Below are 17400 nucleotides of genomic sequence, written 5' to 3'. Positions count from 1 at the left end.
CAGCCCGGCACCACCCGGCCCCGCCGATCTTCCCCCGTCGGCGGGGCCGGCGCCTTCTGCGCCTGAACCGGCGCCGCTCTCGCGGATGTGGTTGCTCGCCGTCGTGGTTGCTCAATTGACGGCTGCGGTGGCCGGTCGGTGGATGTCGAGGGCTGTCGGCGGGCTGTCGGTGGACGGGGTGGGCTGTCGGCGATATGTCGGTGACTTGTCAGTGGGGCCTGACACTGTCGTCCCCATGAAGCGAATCGACGACAACCCCTCGGCCGCGGGCAGCGCGGTCACCGTACGGGGGCTGGTCAAGCACTACGGCGAGACCAAGGCACTGGACGGCGTCGACCTGGACGTGCGCGAGGGCACCGTGATGGGCGTGCTCGGGCCGAACGGCGCAGGCAAGACCACCCTCGTCCGCATCCTGTCCACCCTCATCACCCCCGACGCCGGCCAGGCGCACGTCGCCGGCTACGACGTCGTACGGCAGCCGCGACAGCTGCGGCGGGTGATAGGGCTCACCGGGCAGTACGCCTCCGTGGACGAGAAGCTCCCCGGCTGGGAGAACCTCTACATGATCGGGCGGCTGCTCGACCTGTCCCGCAGGGACGCCCGCGCGCGGGCCGACGAGTTGCTGGAGCGGTTCTCGCTCACCGAGGCCGGCAAGCGGCCCGCCGGCACCTACTCCGGCGGTATGCGCCGCCGCCTCGACCTGGCCGCCTCCATGATCGGCCACCCGGCCGTCCTCTACCTGGACGAGCCCACGACCGGTCTGGACCCGCGCACCCGCAACGAGGTCTGGGACGAGGTCAAGCGCATGGTCGGCGACGGTGTCACCGTGCTGCTGACCACCCAGTACATGGAGGAGGCCGAGCAGCTCGCCTCCGAGCTGACCGTCGTGGACCGCGGCAAGGTCATCGCCAAGGGCGCCATCGAGGAGCTGAAGGCGAAGGTCGGCGGACGCACCCTGCGGGTCCGCCCGGTCGACCCGGTACAGCTGCGCCCGCTCGCCCGGTTCCTGGACGAGATGGGCATCACCGGGCTCGCCGACTCCACCGTGGACGACCGGCGCGGGGACGTGCTGGTGCCGATCCTCAGCGACGAGCAGCTGACCGCCGTGGTCGGCGCGGTCACCGCGCGGGGCGTCACCATCGCCTCCATCACCACCGAACTGCCCAGCCTGGACGAGGTCTTCCTGTCGCTCACCGGCCACCGCGCCAGTGCCCCGCAGGACGCCGCCCCCGCCACCGACGCCCGCGAGGAGGTCGCCGTATGAGCGCCGCCACTCCTGCTCCCGACGCCCGTATCCCGCTGCGCGGGCACCTGCGCCACACCGGCGCGCTGGTGCGCCGCAATCTGCTGTGGATCCGGCAGGACCCGGAGTCGATGTTCGACGCCATCCTGTTCCCGGTCATCTTCACGCTGCTGTTCGTCTACGTCTTCGGCGGCTCCATCGGGCAGTCGCTGGGCGGCGGTCAGCAGGCGTACGTCCAGTACGTCGTGCCCGGCCTGATGGCCATGATGGGCATGAACATGGCCCAGGGCGTCGGCACCGGCTTCAACCAGGACTTCAACTCCGGTGTCATGGACCGTTTCCGGTCCCTGCCGATCGGGCGCGGCTCGGTGCTGTTCGCCAAGATCGCCGTGGAGCTGCTGCGGATGCTGTTCGCCACGGTGGTGCTGCTGATCGTCGGCGTCCTCGTCGGCTTCGACATCACCGACTGGGGCGGGCTGCTGGCCTCCGTGGGGCTGTCGGTGATGTTCGGCTCGGCCCTGATGTGGATCTTCCTCACGCTGGGCGTGACGATGAAGAACGCCCAGTCCGTGCAGGCGATGGGCTTCCTGGTGCTGATGCCGCTGCAGTTCGGCTCGTCGATCTTCGCGCCGACGCAGTCGATGCCGGGCTGGCTGGAGGCCTTCACCGACTACAACCCGCTGTCCGCCCTCGCCGACGCCGCGCGCGGCCTGATGGTGGGCGGGCCCGTCGCGCACGATCTGTGGATGACGGTGGCCTGGTCGGTGGGGATCACGGCGGTGATGGCGCCGATCGCGATCCACAAGTTCCGCACCAAGGCCTGACGCGCCTCGCCGTCAGACCAGGGCGCCGGCCTCCTCCGCGGTGAGGCCGGCGCCCTCGGCGTACGCGGCCTCGTAAGCCCGCTCTCCGAGGGCGGCTCGGGTCCATTCCGTGGCGCGGACTCGCACCTCGCGTTCCATGCTCTCCTCGACGTGACCGAGCGGACGCAGCGCGGCGGCGGCGCCGAGGCAGCGGGCGGCGTCCACGGCTCGTCCTCCCCCGTCGATGCGGGCCAGCGACATGGCCGCGACCACCAGGTGCACCGAACGCATCTGCGGCGCGATCGCGACCGACAGCGGGTCGTCGCCGCGCTCCAGGGCCTGGCGGGCCTTCGCGAGGGCGGCGTCGTAGTGGCCGTCCAGGGCGTCGATCCAGGACTCCGCCGACAGGATGAAGGAGTCGAAGACGACGAAGTGGGCGATGGCGAAACGCTCCCGCAGCAGTCGCAGGTGCTCCCGTGCCTCGCCCGTGCGGCCGGTACGGGCGAGCCAGCCGGCGAGAAAGAGGCGGGCGGCGGGCATGGCGCTGTTGTGCCCGCCGTCGTCGGTGCGCTCGACCACCTCGCGCAGGATGCGCTCCCCTCGCTCCAGGTGGTCGCCGTCCTCCAGCAGGGCGCTGCCGAGCCGGGCGGCGAGCACGTCGACCTGCGCGTGTGCCCCGAGCCGCTCGGCGTACTCGGCGGCGGCCTCGTAGTCGGCGGCGGCGAGCAGGTGCTCGCCCCGGTGTTCGCGGGCCTCGGCGCGGGCGGAGAGGGCCTCGGCGAGGCCCCACTCGTCGCCGAGCCGCCGGAAGATCTCCAGGGACTCGTCGGCGTCGCGGGCGGCGTCGTGGACGGCGTCGCCGCGGTGTCCGGCGAGGTTGGCCCGCCACTGCAGGGCGCAGGCCAGTTCCCACTCGTAGCCCGGCGTCTCGCGGCAGGTGCGCACGGACGCGTCGATGCTCTCCTGCAGGCGCCCGACGTCGCCGGTGAGCATCACGGCGAAGAACCAGAACAGGCCCGGGCTGCGGCACGTCTGCGGCAGCCCCGGCCGGTAGGTGGCCGCGATCGCCCGCAGCTTCGCCTGCGCCGCCGGCGTCTGCCAGGCGTCCAGTTCGGTGTCCATGCAGGCCAGGTGGGCCAGGTGCACGCCGCGCCGGGCCTCGGCGAGGACCTCGCCGGTCATCGGGGGCGGGGCGCTGGTGCACCGCTCCGTGACCGGCTCCGCGGGCCGGGGCGGATCGGTGAACGGGTTCGGCCCGAGCGCCATGACCTCCTCGCACCAGCCGCGGGCCTCCAGCCGCAGGTCGCGGACGTGCCAGTACCAGGCCAGCGACAGCGTCAGACAGAGCGCCTCCTGCTCGTCGCGCACCGCGACGGCGTGCCGCAGCGCGGTGCGGACGTTCTCGTACTCGCGTTCCAGCCGGGCGATGGCGGTGAGTTGCTCCGGGCCGCGCAGCAACGGGTCCGTGGTGCGGGCGAGTTCGCGGTAGTGGGTCAGATGGGCGCGTTCGGCGGTGGCGCGGTCGCCGGTCTCGTCGAGGCGTTCGGCGGCGTATTCGGCGACGGTCTCCAGCAGGCGGTAGCGCATCTCCCCGTGACCGGCGGGGGCGGCCACGACCAGGGACTTGTCGACCAGGGAGCCGAGGGCCTCCAGGGCGGCGGGCCCGCACACGGCCTCGGCGGCGGCGAGGTCGCAGCCGCCCGCGAAGACGGACAGGCGCCGCAGCACGTCCCGTTCCTCCTCGTCGAGCAGGTCCCAGGACCAGTCGACGACCGCGCGCAGCGTCTGCTGGCGGGGCAGGACGGTGCGGCTGCCGGAGGTGAGCAGGCGGAAGCGGTCGTCGAGGCGGTCGGCGATCTGGCGCGGGGTGAGCATGCGCAGCCGGGCGGCGGCGAGTTCGATGGCGAGCGGCAGTCCGTCGAGGCGGCGGCAGATCTCGGCGCAGGCCGCCGCGGTCTCCTCGTCGGCGTCGGGGCGGAAGCCGGGGCGGGCGGCGGCCCCGCGGTCGGCGAGCAGCCGCAGCGCGGCCGGTTCGGGCAGCGGCTCGACCGGGCGCAGCAGCTCCCCCGGTACGCCGAGGGGTTCGCGGCTGGTCGCGAGGACGGTCAGGTGGGGGCAGCGGGCGAGCAGTTCCTCGGCGAGGCGGGCGGCGGCGTCGATCACGTGCTCGCAGTTGTCGAGGACGATCAGCAGGTGGCGCCGGCCGCAGTGCTCGACGAGGCGTTCGACGGCGGTGGCCTGCCGGTCGTGGGCGGTGGCGGCGCGGATCTCCTCGGCGCCGGCGCCGTACAGCACGGTCTCGCGGGCGCCGAGGGCGGTCAGGACGGCCTCCGGTACGGCGCCGGGGTCGTCGACGGGGGCGAGTTCGGCCAGCCAGACGCCGTCCCGGGCGGCATCGCCTGCGGATTCGGCGGCCTCCTGCGACAGGCGGGTCTTCCCGGCGCCGCCGGGGCCGAGCAGGGTCACGAGGCGGGCGGTCGCCAGGTCGGCGCGCAGGGCCTGGAGGTCGGCGTCCCGCCCGACGAACGAGGTGAGGCGGGCACGGAGGTTGCCGCGGGGGCGAGGTGCCTCCGGCCGGGTGTGCGGCGCCTCGGCCTGGGGGTTCCCACCCGCACCAACCGTGCGGGTCTCGTTGTCGGGTGCGGGATGCCCCTGTGGGGTGTGCTCGCCGTCGGAGGCTGCCGGTCCGGGGGTGGTGTGGGCCACGGGGGCGGCGGAGGTCACGGGGGCTGCGGGACTCGCGGGACCGAGGGGGCCGGCGTGCCCCGCCGAACCGCCGCGCGGCGCCGGACGGCCGGCCCCTGCCGTCCCGGAGGGCCTCGCCGCCCTGGAAGGGCCCGCCCCGTCCGCACCCCGTGCCGGATTCAGCAACTCCCCGTGGAACGCCCGTAGTTCCGGTCCCGGGTCGGTACCCAGGCGGTCCGCGAGCAGGCGTCGTACGTCCTCGTAGGCGGCCAGGGCCTCGGCGGTGCGGCCGGTGTCGCGCAGGGCGCGCAGCCGCAGGGCCTGGAGGGACTCGTCCAGCGGGTGCCCGTCGCACAGCGCGGTCAGCTCGGGCAGGGCGTGCTCCGCCTGACCGAGGTCCAGTGCGGCGGTGTGGCGGGCGCGCAGGACGTCCAGGTGCCGGGTCTCCCAGCGGGCCGCTTCGGCGGTGCGGTCGGGCAGGTCGGCGAGGGCGGGGCCGCGCCACAGGTCGAGGGCGTCGTCGAGGAGCTCGGCCGCCTTGTCCGGGTCGCCGTCGGCGAGGGCGCGGGAGCCCTCCCCGGCCAGCCGGTCGAAGCGGTGCAGGTCGATGTCGTCGGGGCCGGCGGCGAGCCGGTAGCCGCCGTCGGCGGAGGCGACCGCGTCCGCGCCGAGCGCCCGGCGCAGCCGGCCGACCAGGGCCTGGAGGGCACCCGGCGCGTCGGCGGGCGGGTCGTCGCCCCACACCTCCTCCACGAGCAGCCCCGTGGGCACGGCGCGGCCGGGCCTGAGGGCGAGCACGGTCAGCAGGGCACGCAGCCGTGCCCCGCCGACGGGGACGGCCGTGCCGTCGGGGCGGAGTGCCTGCGTGGTGCCGAGGATGCGATAGCGCACGGGCCCATTGTCCCTGGTGCCGTCGGGGCCGGTCACGGGGTTTCTGCGCGGCGGCGTGGCAGCGCCCGCCGGGGCCTCGCCGAACCCGTGCCGCGCCGGGTACCGTCGGGCAGTCCCGCGCCCCCGCGGGTGCCGCCGCACGCGGGCACGTACGCACGTCAGCCAGGGAGTCCCATGACCGCCGCCACCACCCGTCCCAGCGACCGGCGGATCAGTCCCGTCTTCCTCGGGATCGTCGCCGTCATGGCGGTCACCGGATGGGCCACCTGGACCGGGTTCGCCGAGCAGCCGGGCCTGGCCGTGTTCCTGTTCGTGACGGCGGCGTGGATCGTCTCGCTGTGCCTGCACGAGTACGCGCACGCCCGCACCGCCCTGCACAGCGGCGACATCTCGGTCGGCGCGAAGGGCTACCTCACGCTGAACCCGGTGAAGTACACGCACGCGCTGCTGAGCATCGTGCTGCCCGTGCTGTTCGTGATCATGGGCGGGATCGGTCTGCCGGGCGGGGCGGTGTTCATCGAGCGGGGCCGCATCCGCGGGCGCTGGCGGCACAGCCTGATCTCGGCCGCGGGCCCGCTGACCAACGTGCTGTTCGCCGCCGTGTGCACGGCCCCGTTCTGGCTGGACGCGCTGGACGGCGTGCCGCGGGACTTCCGGCTCGCGCTGGCCTTCTTGGCGCTGCTCCAGGTCACGGCGGCGATCCTGAACTTCCTGCCGGTGCCGGGCCTGGACGGCTACGGGGTGCTCGAGCCCTGGCTGTCGCACAACGTGCGGCGGCAGGTGGAGCCGTTCGCGCCGTTCGGGCTGCTGTTCGTGTTCGCGCTGCTGTGGCTGCCGGCGGTCAACGGCGTGTTCTTCGACGCGGTCGACGCGATCCTGCGCGGACTGGGGATCAGCGACGTCGACTCGTACTGCGGCTTCGAGCTGTACCGGTTCTGGCAGACCGACGAGTACTGCTCGGTCAGCTAGCGACCGACTGACCGCGCTCGGCCCGGGCGCGCCGGACGTAGTACCAGCACATGTTGGACGACAGGCCCGTCAGCAGCACCCAGACGACGCCGATCAGCACGCTGCCCTGCACGAAGGAGACGACGGCGGCGACCACGGCGAGCACGCAGACGATCAGGGCGTAGACGGCGAGGCGGGGCATGGGCGGGGCTCCTGTCGGGGGACACGTGCGGGTACTGCGGACTCGGCCGGCATGCGCGTACCGGCACCCACCAGTGTCCCCCATCGCCTCACACGTCGGTGACGCGGAGCCCGGCGTGTGCCTTGTAGCGGCGGTTGACGGAGATCAGGTTGGCGACCAGCGACTCGACCTGGTGGGCGCCTCGCAACCGGCCGGCGAACACACCGCGCATGCCGGCGATGCGGCCGGCGAGGGCCTGGACGATCTCCACGTCGGCGCGCTCCTCGCCGAGGACCATCACGTCGGTGTCGATCTCGTCGATCTCCGGGTCCTGGAGCAGGACCGCCGAGAGGTGGTGGAAGGCGGCGGTGACCCGGCTGTCCGGCAGCAGGGCGGCGGCCTGCTCGGCGGCGCTGCCCTCCTCGGGCTTGAGGGCGTAGGCCCCCTTCTTGTCGAAACCGAGCGGATTGACGCAGTCGACGACGAGCTTGCCGGCGAGTTCCTCGCGCAGGGACTCGAGGGTCTTGCCGTGGCCCTCCCACGGGACGGCGACGATCACGATGTCGCTGCGGCGGGCGGTCTCGGCGTTGTCGGCGCCCTCGATGCCGTGGCCCAGTTCCTCGGCGGCGGCCCGGGCGCGCTCGGCGGCGCGGGAGCCGACGATCACCTTCTGGCCGGCCTTGGCGAGGCGGTACGCGAGTCCCTTGCCCTGCGGGCCGGTTCCGCCGAGCACGCCGACGACGAGCCCGGAGACGTCGGGCAGGTCCCAGGGGTCCTTGGCGGGGGCCTTCTGTGCGGCACTGTCGGTAGAGGTCATGGCCCGACCCTACGTCCGTGCCGGGCTCCGCACCGGTCCGGGTGGCGCGGGGGCCCGCCCGCGCACCGGCACCTCACCATCGCGGTGGCGGCGGGGCCGTCAGCTGGTCCGCGAGCCGGGAGAGCCGGTCCCGGAACCGGCGTCGGCCCCGCTGGGGCGGCACCGCGTTCTCCCCGGCCGCCGCGCTCACCAAATGCTGCACCGTGTCCAGGTCCAGCTCGGCCCCCTCCGGCACGGCCAGCGCCTCGTGCGCCATCGCCGTCAGCTCCCGCTCACCGCTGCCCAGCGCCAGCACGGTCGCCCCGGCCCGACGTGCGTCGTGGACCCGCTCCAGCAGCCCGGACCCCGGCTCGTCGGGCGTCACCACCAGCAGGGTCTCCCCCCGCCGTGCCGCCGCGAGCCGCCCCAGCCCCACCGCCAGATGCGCCGGGTCCGACGGGCGCGCGCCGTGCCGCACGAGGGTCGGGGCCAGCTCGGGGGTCCCGGACCAGGCGGCCTCGTCCACCAGGTGGGCGGCCAGGTGCCACGGCTCGTACTCCGCCGTGCCCACCAGCAGCAGTCCGCCGCCGTGCGGCACCACCGAGGCGCGCAGGGCTCCCGCGAAACGCCGGGTGGCTCCCAGCCACTCGGTCCCGGCGAGTACGTCCCGCAGCAGTGCTACCCGTACGGCGTCCATGCGGCCGCATCCTGCCGCAACCCGGGCCGTCCGTCCGGGCGTTCGGCCCGGATTCCCCCGACCCGGGGACGGGCCGGTGCCCGGCGCGGCTGCGGGTGCGGGTTGCGTGGTCCGGCGTTGCGGGGGTGCCTCCCCCAGAGGGGGGACCCCCAGCGCCCACCCGTGCCGCCCTGAGGGCACCTCCCAGGCCGTTCAGGCACTGGGGGAGGCACGACTGCCCGCAGCTACGACGGCGCCGGCTGCGTGAAAATCGGTTGCCCCCGGTATTCCTCCCGTCGAACCATGGCGCCTCGTGACCGATGACTCCCCCGGGCCCGCCGGGCTGCGTGCGCTCTTGCCCGATCTGTCGCCCTGGCGGGCCTCTGCCGATTTCCGGCGGCTCTGGGTGGCGGGACTGATCACGAACTTCGGGAGTTTTCTGACGTTCGTCGCGCTGCCCGTGCAGGTGAAGGAGCTGACGGGGTCGGCCGCCGCCGTGGGGGCGATCGGGGCCGTGGAGCTGGTGCCGCTGGTGGTGTTCGGGCTGTACGGCGGGGCGCTCGCCGACGCCTGGGACAAACGGAAGCTGATCCTGTGGACGGAGGCCGGTCAGGGCGTGCTGTGCGCGGTTCTGCTGGTCAACGCGCTGCTGCCGGGCCCGGCCGTATGGCCGCTGTACGTCGTCGCGGCCCTCACCTCGGCGCTCGGCGCGGTCCAGCGGCCCGCCCTGGACTCGCTGATCCCCCGGATCGTGGCGCACGAGCACCTGCCGGCCGCCGCGGCGTTGAACTCGCTGCGCTGGCAGGTCGGCGGCATCGCCGGCCCCGCGCTGGCCGGGGTCGTCGTGGCGTACGCGGGGCTGGGGTGGGCGTACGCCGTGGACCTCGTGACCTTCGCGGTGTCCGTGCTGCTGGGCGTCGGTCTCGCCGCGTCCCCCGCCGCCCACGAGGCGGCGAAGCCGTCCTGGGCGGCGATCGCGGAGGGCGCCCGGTACGCGTGGCGCCGCAAGGAGCTGCTGGGCACGTACGCGATCGACCTCGCCGCGATGTTCCTGGCGATGCCGCTCGCCGTGCTGCCGTTCCTGGCGGACGAGCTGGACGCCGAGTGGTCGCTGGGCCTGATGTACGCGGCGATCCCGGCCGGCTCGCTGCTGGTCAGCGTCAGCAGCGGCTGGACGTCGCGGGTGCACCGGCACGGCCGGGCGGTGGTGCTGGCGGCCGTCGGCTGGGGCGTCGCGATCGCCGCCTCCGGTCTCGCCGGGAACGTGTGGCTGGTGCTGCTCTGTCTCGTCCTGGCCGGCGCCTGCGACATGGTCAGCGGCGTCTTCCGCGGGGCGATGTGGAACCAGACGATCCCGGACGAGCTGCGCGGCCGCCTCGCGGGGATCGAGCTGCTGTCGTACTCGGTGGGCCCGCAGCTCGGTCAGGTCCGGGCGGGCGGTACGGCCGCGCTGGTCGGGGTGCGGGCGTCCGTGTGGTCCGGCGGGCTGCTGTGCGCCGGCGCGGTGGGCCTGCTGGCGCTGTGCCTGCCGAGGCTGATGGCGTACGACGTCCGGACGAACGAGCACGCGGTGCGGCTGCGCGACCAGCGCGCAGCCGCCGCCGTGCCGAGCGCCTGATCAGTCCTCGTCCGCGGGTCCGGCCGGGGCGTCGTGCCACTTGGGGTCGTTCTCCCACTCGAGGTTCCGCTCACGCGCGGTCTGCATCGCGTGCTCGGCCTCCGCCCGGGAGGCGTACGGCCCGAACCGGTCCTTGGCCGGGCACTCCGGACCCTCCTCGACCTTCTTGTGCTCCAGGCAGTAGTACCACTCGCCCGGCTTTCCGACCGTGCGCTTCTTGAACAGGGCCATGACCAGCTCCTCTCGCCTCCGACATGTTCCCCCGAGCCCGCTGGTTAGACTCGCCGCATGTCTGGCCAGTCGCTGCTCGTACCAGGGGAGCTGTCTCCCACCCGTTCCGTACCCGGAAACATCCGCCGGCCCGAGTACGTCGGCAAACCGGCGCCGGCACCGTACACCGGCCCGGAGGTGCAGACGCCCGAGACGATCGAGGCGATGCGCGTGGCCGGGCGGATCGCGGCGCGGGCGATGGCCGAGGCCGCGAAGCTGATCGCGCCGGGTGTGACGACGGACGAGCTGGACCGGGTGGCGCACGAGTACATGTGCGACCACGGCGCCTATCCCTCGACGCTCGGCTACCGCGGTTTCCCGAAGTCCCTGTGCACCTCGGTCAACGAGGTGATCTGTCACGGCATCCCGGACTCCACCGTGCTGCGCGACGGTGACATCGTCAATCTCGACGTGACGGCGTACATCGGCGGTGTGCACGGCGACAACAACGCCACGTACCTGGTCGGCGACGTGGACGAGGAGAGCCGGCTCCTGGTCGAGCGGACCCGGGAGGCCCTGGCCCGGGCGATCAAGGCGGTCAGGCCGGGCCGGCAGATCAACATCATCGGCCGGGTCATCGAGTCGTACGCGAAGCGCTTCGGGTACGGGGTGGTGCGGGACTTCACCGGGCACGGGATCAACTCGTCGTTCCACTCCGGGCTGATCGTCCCGCACTACGACAGCCCGCACGCGACGACCGTCATCCGGCCCGGGATGACCTTCACGATCGAGCCGATGCTGACGCTCGGGACGCACGAGTACGACATGTGGGACGACGGCTGGACGGTCGTGACGAAGGACCGCAGGCGGACCGCGCAGTTCGAGCACACGCTGGTGGTGACGGACGCGGGGGCGGAGATCCTGACCCTGCCCTGAGGCCCGACCGCCCCGCGCACCCGAGCCCGCTCTCTCCGGAGGGCGGGCTTTCGCGTGCCGTGGCCGGCCGCGGAAGGTACGCTTTTTACCGACAGCCCGTCGGAAACTTTACCGACGATCAGTCGGGATCACTATTGACTTAGGTAAGGCTAACCAAAGAAAATCGGCCCATGGACTCCTTCTCCACCCTCATCCGCACGGCCTCCCACGAGCAGCACGTGGAGGCGGAGACCTCCACCTTCATGAGCGATCTGCTCGGCGGCCGGCTCGGCGTGGACGCTTACGCGCGCTACACCGAGCAGCTCTGGTTCGTCTACGAAGCCCTGGAGACCGGTGCGGGGCGGCTGGCGGAGGACCCGGTCGCCGGGCCGTTCATCCGGCCGGAGCTGCTGCGACTGGAGTCCCTGGAGCGGGACCTGGCGCATCTGCGCGGGCCCCACTGGCGCGCGGGCCTGAGCGCCCTGCCCGCGACCGAGGAGTACGCGGCCCGGGTCCGCGAGTGCGCCGAGGAGTGGCCGGCGGGGTATGTCGCCCACCACTACACGCGCTACCTCGGCGACCTGTCCGGCGGCCAGATCATCCGCGACAAGGCGGAGCGCACCTGGGGGTTCGCGCGCAAGGGCGACGGGGTGCGGTTCTACGTCTTCGAGGGGATCACGAACCCGGCCGCCTTCAAGCGCGAGTACCGCGAGCTGCTGGACGGCGTGCGCGCCGACGAGCTGGAGAAGCAGCGGGTCGTCGCCGAGTGCAAGCGGGCCTTCGCGCTGAACACGGCGGTGTTCCGGGCCCTGGGCGAGGAGTTCCCGCTCTCGGCGTGACCGGGCGGGTCACCGCTCGAGGCGGACCCGCCCCCCGACCTCGATCCACCCCTCGGGCTGGGGGGCCGTGAGGATCTGCGAACCGGCCCCCTGCGTGATGTTGAGGGCGCGGCCCAGCCACTCGGTCAGCAGCAGGGCCGCGGCCCCCGTCGCCTCGTCCTCGTCGATGCCGTCGTCCCGCCCGGGGAAGGCGCGCGCCCGCACCCGGCCGGCCGCCTCGTCCTCCCAAGCCCAGGCGTAGATCCACTCCCCCTGCGGCGGCACCGGCAGCGCGTCGACCTCGGCGACGTCCGCGTACTGACGCAGCGTGCGCGGCGGTGCCCACTCCGGGCGGGCCTCGATCCAGCTGAACTCGCCGTCCTGCCGGGCGCCCACCGCCCCGGCCGGGGTGAGGAGTTCGGGCACGTCAAGCAGCCAGGCCGTGCCGACGCAGGGGTGCCCGGCGAACGGCAGGCGCAGGGTGGGCGTGTAGATGTCGACGGCGCCGCGCTCGGGGTCGTCCACGAACACGGTCTCGCTGAAGCCGAGTTTGGCGGCCAGCTCCTGCCGCTCGTCCCGTCCGGGCAGCACGGAGCCGTCCCGGACGACGCCGAGCTCGTTGCCGTATCCGCCGTTCGGCGCGCAGAAGACGCGCAGTACGTCGTAGTCAGTCACCAGGGCATTGAAGCACCGTGGCGGCGGGGCGGGGACGGTCCGCCCGCCCCCGCCCGGCGTGGGGGTCAGCGGGTGGTCGCCCGCCGCCTGCGTGCCACGAGCACCGTGCCCGCGCCGAGCGCCACCGCGACGCCCGCCGCCGCGCCCAGCGGCGGGGAGCGGGCCCGCGTGGCCCTCACCCGGGTCCTCACCCGGCGCGCGCCCCTGCTGCTCGACGAGCCGACCGCGGCCCTGGACCTCCGGCACCAGGAACTGGTGCTGCGGCTGTGCCGGGAACGGGCGCGCGCCGGGGACGCGGTGGTGGTCGTGCTGCACGACCTGGGGCTGGCGGCGGCGTACGCGCACCGGGTCGCGATCCTGCGCCGGCCGGGTCGCGGCCGACGGACCGCCGGCCGCGACCTTCTCCGAGGAGTTGCTCTCCGAGGTCTACGACCAGCCGGTGGAGGTGCTTCCGCTTCCGCGGACGGGGGCGCTGCTGGTGAGCCCGCGACGCAACCTTTGACGTTCCTTTGACCCTCCTATGAGTACGTCTTTAAGCCACCGTGACCGCCCCGTGCTCATACACCGTCCATGAGATTCGCATCACCGCCACAGGGGGTATCGCACGGGAAAACCTTGGGTATCTTAGGCGAGCCTCACCTTCCTTGAGACCCCCATCACACGTCTTTTCGGCCATTCCTGGGAGCCCGTATGCGACCCGTCAGACTCTCCGTCGTCACCGCCGTCGCCACCGCGGCGGCCCTGACCGCTGTCACGGGATGTACGGAGAAGAGCGACGCGGCCGACGGCGACCACGTCATCGCCGTCACGGCGAAGGACGACTCCTGCGAGGTGTCGGCGAAGGAGTTCCCCGCCGGGCACGTCGAACTCGCCATCGAGAACAAGGGCTCGAAGGTCACCGAGGTCTATCTCCTCTTCCCCGACGACCGTGTGGTCACCGAGCGGGAGAACATCGGCCCCGGCACCAAGCAGCGGGTCACCGCCGAGGTGAAGGCCGGCGAGTACCGGATCGCGTGCAAGCCGGGCATGAAGGGCAAGGGCATCCGCCAGGACGTCGAGGCCACCGGCGGCAAGGCCGCCGAGCGCGACCCGCGCCTGGACGCGGCCGTGGCCGCCTACCGCCAGTACGCGCAGCAGCAGGCCGACGAGACCCTGCCGAAGGCCGAGGCGTTCGCGAAGGCCGTGCAGGCCGGTGACCTGGAGGCCGCGAAGAAGGCGTACGCGCCCTCCCGCATCGGCTGGGAGCGCACCGAGCCGGTCGCGGAGTCCTTCGGCGACATCGACCCGAAGGTCGACGTCCGCGAGGACGGTCTGGAGGAGGGCCAGGACCCGGCGACCGACTGGACCGGCTGGCACCGCCTGGAGAAGGCGCTGTGGCAGGACAAGAAGATCGGCGACCGCGAGAAGGAGCTCGCCGGCATGCTGGTCACCGACCTGAAGGACTGGCAGAACCGCGTCGGCACCGCCGACATCACCCCGACCTCCATGGCCAACGGCGCCAAGGAACTCCTCGACGAGGTCGCCACCGGCAAGGTCACCGGCGAGGAGGAGCGCTACTCGCACACCGACCTGGTCGACTTCAAGGCCAACGTCGAGGGCGCCCAGAAGTCGTACGAGCTGCTGAAGCCGGTCGCGAAGGAGAACGACGCGGCGCTGACGGCGGAGCTCGACAAGCGGTTCGCCGCGCTGGACAAGCTGCTCGACCGCTACCGCCCGAACACCTCCTCGTACGAGTTCACGTCCTACGACAAGGTCGGCGGGGCCGACCGCAAGGAGCTGTCGGACGCGGTCAACGCGCTCGCCGAGCCGCTGTCCAAGCTCGCCGCCGCCGTGGTCGGCAAGTAGCGCGGAGGTACGACGATGACGGACACGGACAGCGGCACGCCCGCCCCCTCGCGCCGCACCCTCATCGGCTGGGGCGGCGCGGGGCTCGCCCTCGGTGCGGCGGCGGCCGGCGGGGCGATGGCGATGGCCCGCGCCGGCGACGACGTGGACCCGGCCGGCGCCGACGCGGGCGGCGCGGTCGCCTTCCACGGCGCGCACCAGGCGGGCATCGCCACCCCGGTGCAGGACCGGCTCCACTTCGCGGCGTTCGACGTGACCACCGACGACCGCGCCGAGTTCGTGCGGCTGCTGCGGGACTGGACGGCCGCGGCGCGCCGGATGACCGCCGGGGAACCGGTCGGCGAGGGCGCCTACGGCGGACTGGCCGAGGCCCCGCCGGACGACACCGGCGAGGCGCTGGGCCTGAAGCCGTCCCGGCTGACGCTCACCATCGGCTTCGGCCCGTCCCTGTTCGGGAAGTTCGCTCTGGCCGCCCGGCGTCCCGAGGCGCTGGTCGACCTGCCGAAGTTCCCCGGCGACAACCTCGACCGCGGCCGCAGCGGCGGCGACCTGTGCGTCCAGGCCTGCGCGGACGACCCGCAGGTCGCCGTGCACGCGATCCGCAACCTCGCCCGCATCGGCTTCGGCAAGGTCGTCGTGCGCTGGTCCCAGCTGGGTTTCGGCAAGACGTCCTCGACGACGACGGACGCGCAGACGCCGCGCAATCTGTTCGGCTTCAAGGACGGCACCCGCAACATCTCGGGCACGGAGACCGACCGCCTCGACCGGCACGTGTGGGTCGGCGCGAAGGACGGCCCGGACTGGATGACCGGCGGTTCCTATCTGGTGGCCCGGCGTATCCGCATGCACATCGAGACCTGGGACCGCACCTCGCTGCAGGAGCAGGAGGACGTCTTCGGCCGCGACAAGGGCGAGGGCGCCCCCGTCGGCAAGGCCAAGGAGCGCGACGAGCCCTTCCTCAAGGCGATGAAGCCCGACGCGCACGTGCGGCTCGCGCACCCCGACGCCAACGGCGGGGCGACGATCCTGCGCCGCGGCTACTCCTTCACCGACGGCACCGACGGTCTGGGCCGCCTGGACGCGGGCCTGTTCTTCCTCGCCTACCAGCGCGACGTGCGCACCGGTTTCGTGCGCGTCCAGCGCAACTTGGCGACGGACGCGCTCAACGAGTACATCCAGCACGTGGGTTCGGCGGTCTTCGCGGTCCCGCCCGGCGTCCGTGACGCGGACGACTGGTGGGGCAGCACGCTGTTCGCCAAGGAGGCGTAACCGTGTTCTCCAACTATCTGATCGGACTGCGTGAGGGCCTGGAGGCCTCCCTCGTCGTCTGCATCCTCATCGCCTACCTGGTCAAGACGGGCCGCCGGGACGCGCTGAAGCCCATCTGGGCCGGCATCGGCGTCGCGGTCGTCATCGCGCTCGGCTTCGGCTGCGCGCTCGAGTTCGGTTCGCAGGAGCTGACGTTCAAGGCGCAGGAGGCCCTCGGCGGCTCCCTGTCCATCCTCGCCGTGGTGCTGGTGACGTGGATGGTGTTCTGGATGCGGCGCACCGCCCGACACCTCAGGTCCGAGCTGCACGGCAGGCTGGACGCGGCCCTCAGGATGGGCACGGGCGCCCTGGTGGCCACCGCGTTCCTCGCCGTGGGCCGCGAGGGTCTGGAGACCGCCCTGTTCGTGTGGGCCTCGGTGCACGCGGCGAGCGACGGCACCCCGCGCCCCCTGATCGGCGTGGCCCTGGGCCTGGCCACGGCCGTCCTCCTGGGCTGGCTGTTCTACAAGGGCGCGCTGCGCATCAACCTGGCCAGGTTCTTCACCTGGACCGGCGGCATGCTGGTCGTCGTGGCCGCGGGCGTGCTGGCGTACGGCGTGCACGACCTCCAGGAGGCGGACCTGCTGCCGGGCCTGACGAACCTGGCCTTCGACATCAGCAGCACCGTCGATCCGTCCAGCTGGTACGGCACCCTGCTGAAGGGTGTGTTCAACTTCCAGCCCGACCCGACCGTCCTCCAGGTCACGGTGTGGCTGCTGTACCTGGTCCCGGCGCTCGCGCTGTTCCTCGCCCCGGTAGGGTTCGCCTCCGGGAAGGGGAAGGTGAAGGAACCTGATGAGCAGGGATCGCGGCCCTCGAAGGCCCCGCAGACTTGACCGGAGCGCACTGATAGCGGCCACGGTCACCGCTTTGTCCCTGTCGGCGAGCGGCTGCGTGGTGGTGCACGGCGAGCGCGAGGTGCTCCCGGCGACCACCCGGGCGGAGGCCGCGAAGGCGCTCGAGCAGTTCACGGACGCGTACAACAAGGCCGACAAGGCCTACGACGGTTCCCTGGACGCCGAGTTCACCACCGGCGCCCTGGGCGCCATCGACGCGGCCCGGCTGAAGGCGGGCCGGGTGAACAACCCGGACGGCAATCCGTCGCACTCGCCGCTGGAGCTGACGGACGCGAAGTTCACCATCCCCGCGAAGGCGGGCTGGCCGCGCTGGTTCGTAGCGGACACCAAGGCCAACAAGGGCGGTGAGGCGCGCTGGCTGCTGGTGTTCACCCGGGACGGCCTGGAGGACACCTGGGAGGTGGCGTACCTGACGCTGGTCGCCCCCGACGACGTGCCCGAGTTCAAGACCGACGAGGACGGCTGGGCCGAAGCGGTCCCCGCGAACTCCACCGAACTGGCCGCCGCGCCCACCGATCTGAGCGAGGACTACACGACGTACCTCAAGGACGGCGGGAAGACCTTCGCGGACGGCACGCACACCAGCGCGTGGCGGGAACTGCGCAAGAAGCGGTCGACCCGGCCGGGCCTGGTCACCCAGTACATCGACGAGCCGCTGACCGACGGCGACTACGCGCCGCTGGCGCTGCGCACCAAGGACGGCGGGGCGATGGTGTTCTTCACCACGCGCCACTTCGAGAAGCAGACCGCCGCACAGGGCACGTCCGTGCCCACGCCGAACAAGGACGTGCTGGCGCTGACGGACGGCGAGATCAAGCAGTCGCTGACGATGGAGTTCGTCTCCAACGAGGTCGCGCTGGACCCGGCGGGCCCCGGCCAGGTCACGGTCCTGGGCCGGATCCAGGGCATGACGTCGGCGAAGGGCGAGTAG

At 73.0% G+C, this 17400-nt stretch carries 16 protein-coding genes and 1 pseudogene; 11 read left to right on the top strand and 6 right to left on the bottom strand.

Annotation, left to right across the window (positions count from 1 at the left end; genetic code table 11):
• The first annotated feature begins 235 nt into the window (after positions 1-235).
• Positions 236-1264, top strand: a complete 1029-nt coding sequence (locus tag AB0E77_RS03430; protein ID WP_361564840.1) for an ATP-binding cassette domain-containing protein — start codon at positions 236-238, stop codon at positions 1262-1264.
• Positions 1261-2067, top strand: a complete 807-nt coding sequence (locus AB0E77_RS03425) for an ABC transporter permease (protein ID WP_361564837.1) — start codon at positions 1261-1263, stop codon at positions 2065-2067. The genes AB0E77_RS03430 and AB0E77_RS03425 overlap by 4 nt, the downstream gene beginning before the upstream one ends.
• A gap of 12 nt (positions 2068-2079) precedes the next feature.
• On the opposite strand, the gene AB0E77_RS03420 is transcribed toward AB0E77_RS03425, so the two are convergent.
• Complete coding sequence (locus tag AB0E77_RS03420) at positions 2080-5622, bottom strand: BTAD domain-containing putative transcriptional regulator (protein ID WP_361564834.1); 3543 nt, start codon at positions 5620-5622, stop codon at positions 2080-2082.
• 174 nt (positions 5623-5796) lie between these two features.
• On the opposite strand from AB0E77_RS03420, the gene AB0E77_RS03415 reads away from it, so the two are divergent.
• The gene (locus AB0E77_RS03415) at positions 5797-6591 is read left to right on the top strand and encodes a site-2 protease family protein (protein ID WP_361564833.1); all 795 of its coding nucleotides are present in this window, start codon (positions 5797-5799) and stop codon (positions 6589-6591) included.
• On the opposite strand, the gene AB0E77_RS03410 is transcribed toward AB0E77_RS03415, so the two are convergent.
• The 3 genes from AB0E77_RS03410 to AB0E77_RS03400 all read right to left on the bottom strand — a co-directional run bounded on the left by AB0E77_RS03410 (position 6584) and on the right by AB0E77_RS03400 (position 8244).
• Positions 6584-6772, bottom strand: a complete 189-nt coding sequence (locus AB0E77_RS03410; RefSeq protein ID WP_361564831.1) for a hypothetical protein — start codon at positions 6770-6772, stop codon at positions 6584-6586. The two genes, AB0E77_RS03415 and AB0E77_RS03410, sit on opposite strands and share 8 nt — an antisense overlap.
• A gap of 88 nt (positions 6773-6860) precedes the next feature.
• Entirely contained in the window at positions 6861-7568 is a 708-nt protein-coding gene (gene npdG / locus AB0E77_RS03405; protein WP_361564828.1) for an NADPH-dependent F420 reductase, read from the bottom strand.
• Between the two features lie 73 nt (positions 7569-7641).
• Entirely contained in the window at positions 7642-8244 is a 603-nt protein-coding gene (locus AB0E77_RS03400) for a hypothetical protein (protein WP_361564826.1), read from the bottom strand.
• Between the two features lie 292 nt (positions 8245-8536).
• Here AB0E77_RS03400 and AB0E77_RS03395 point away from each other — a divergent pair, with 292 nt between their 5' ends.
• Positions 8537-9841, top strand: coding sequence for an MFS transporter (locus AB0E77_RS03395; RefSeq protein WP_361564823.1), 1305 nt, complete (start codon positions 8537-8539; stop codon positions 9839-9841).
• Here the strand turns inward: AB0E77_RS03395 and AB0E77_RS03390 are convergent, their stop codons facing one another.
• Complete coding sequence (locus tag AB0E77_RS03390; RefSeq protein WP_361564821.1) at positions 9842-10072, bottom strand: hypothetical protein; 231 nt, start codon at positions 10070-10072, stop codon at positions 9842-9844. It abuts the gene before it with no gap.
• 57 nt (positions 10073-10129) lie between these two features.
• Between AB0E77_RS03390 and map the strand changes: the two genes are divergently transcribed.
• Positions 10130-10987, top strand: a complete 858-nt coding sequence (map, locus tag AB0E77_RS03385) for a type I methionyl aminopeptidase (protein WP_361564818.1) — start codon at positions 10130-10132, stop codon at positions 10985-10987.
• A 170-nt stretch (positions 10988-11157) separates the two neighbouring features.
• Positions 11158-11805 (top strand): biliverdin-producing heme oxygenase, encoded by a 648-nt coding sequence (locus AB0E77_RS03380; protein WP_361564815.1) that lies wholly within the window; start codon positions 11158-11160, stop codon positions 11803-11805.
• 9 nt (positions 11806-11814) lie between these two features.
• Here AB0E77_RS03380 and AB0E77_RS03375 read toward each other — a convergent pair whose 3' ends face one another.
• A complete protein-coding gene (locus AB0E77_RS03375) occupies positions 11815-12459 on the bottom strand; it encodes a PhzF family phenazine biosynthesis protein (protein ID WP_361564812.1) in 645 nt (214 codons plus the stop codon).
• A gap of 138 nt (positions 12460-12597) precedes the next feature.
• Between AB0E77_RS03375 and AB0E77_RS03370 the strand changes: the two are divergent.
• The 5 genes and pseudogenes from AB0E77_RS03370 to AB0E77_RS03350 form a co-directional block, all read left to right on the top strand.
• Positions 12598-12961, top strand: a pseudogene (locus tag AB0E77_RS03370) (hemin ABC transporter ATP-binding protein); the annotation flags it as partial.
• Positions 12962-13149: 188 nt separating this feature from the next.
• Positions 13150-14304, top strand: coding sequence for an iron uptake system protein EfeO (gene efeO, locus AB0E77_RS03365; protein WP_361564809.1), 1155 nt, complete (start codon positions 13150-13152; stop codon positions 14302-14304).
• 15 nt (positions 14305-14319) lie between these two features.
• Positions 14320-15573: an iron uptake transporter deferrochelatase/peroxidase subunit gene (efeB, locus tag AB0E77_RS03360; protein WP_361564806.1), complete on the top strand. Its 1254-nt coding sequence runs from the start codon at positions 14320-14322 to the stop codon at positions 15571-15573.
• Positions 15574-15575: 2 nt separating this feature from the next.
• Complete coding sequence (gene efeU / locus AB0E77_RS03355; protein WP_361564803.1) at positions 15576-16448, top strand: iron uptake transporter permease EfeU; 873 nt, start codon at positions 15576-15578, stop codon at positions 16446-16448.
• Positions 16408-17400 (top strand): hypothetical protein, encoded by a 993-nt coding sequence (locus tag AB0E77_RS03350; protein WP_361564800.1) that lies wholly within the window; start codon positions 16408-16410, stop codon positions 17398-17400. The genes efeU and AB0E77_RS03350 overlap by 41 nt, the downstream gene beginning before the upstream one ends.

The sequence above is a fragment of the Streptomyces sp. NPDC032940 genome (assembly GCF_040636935.1).
Classification (GTDB): Bacteria; Actinomycetota; Actinomycetes; order Streptomycetales; family Streptomycetaceae; genus Streptomyces.
The sequence above is the reverse complement of the archived record's forward strand: the minus strand, read 5'-3'. Positions and strand labels throughout refer to the sequence as shown.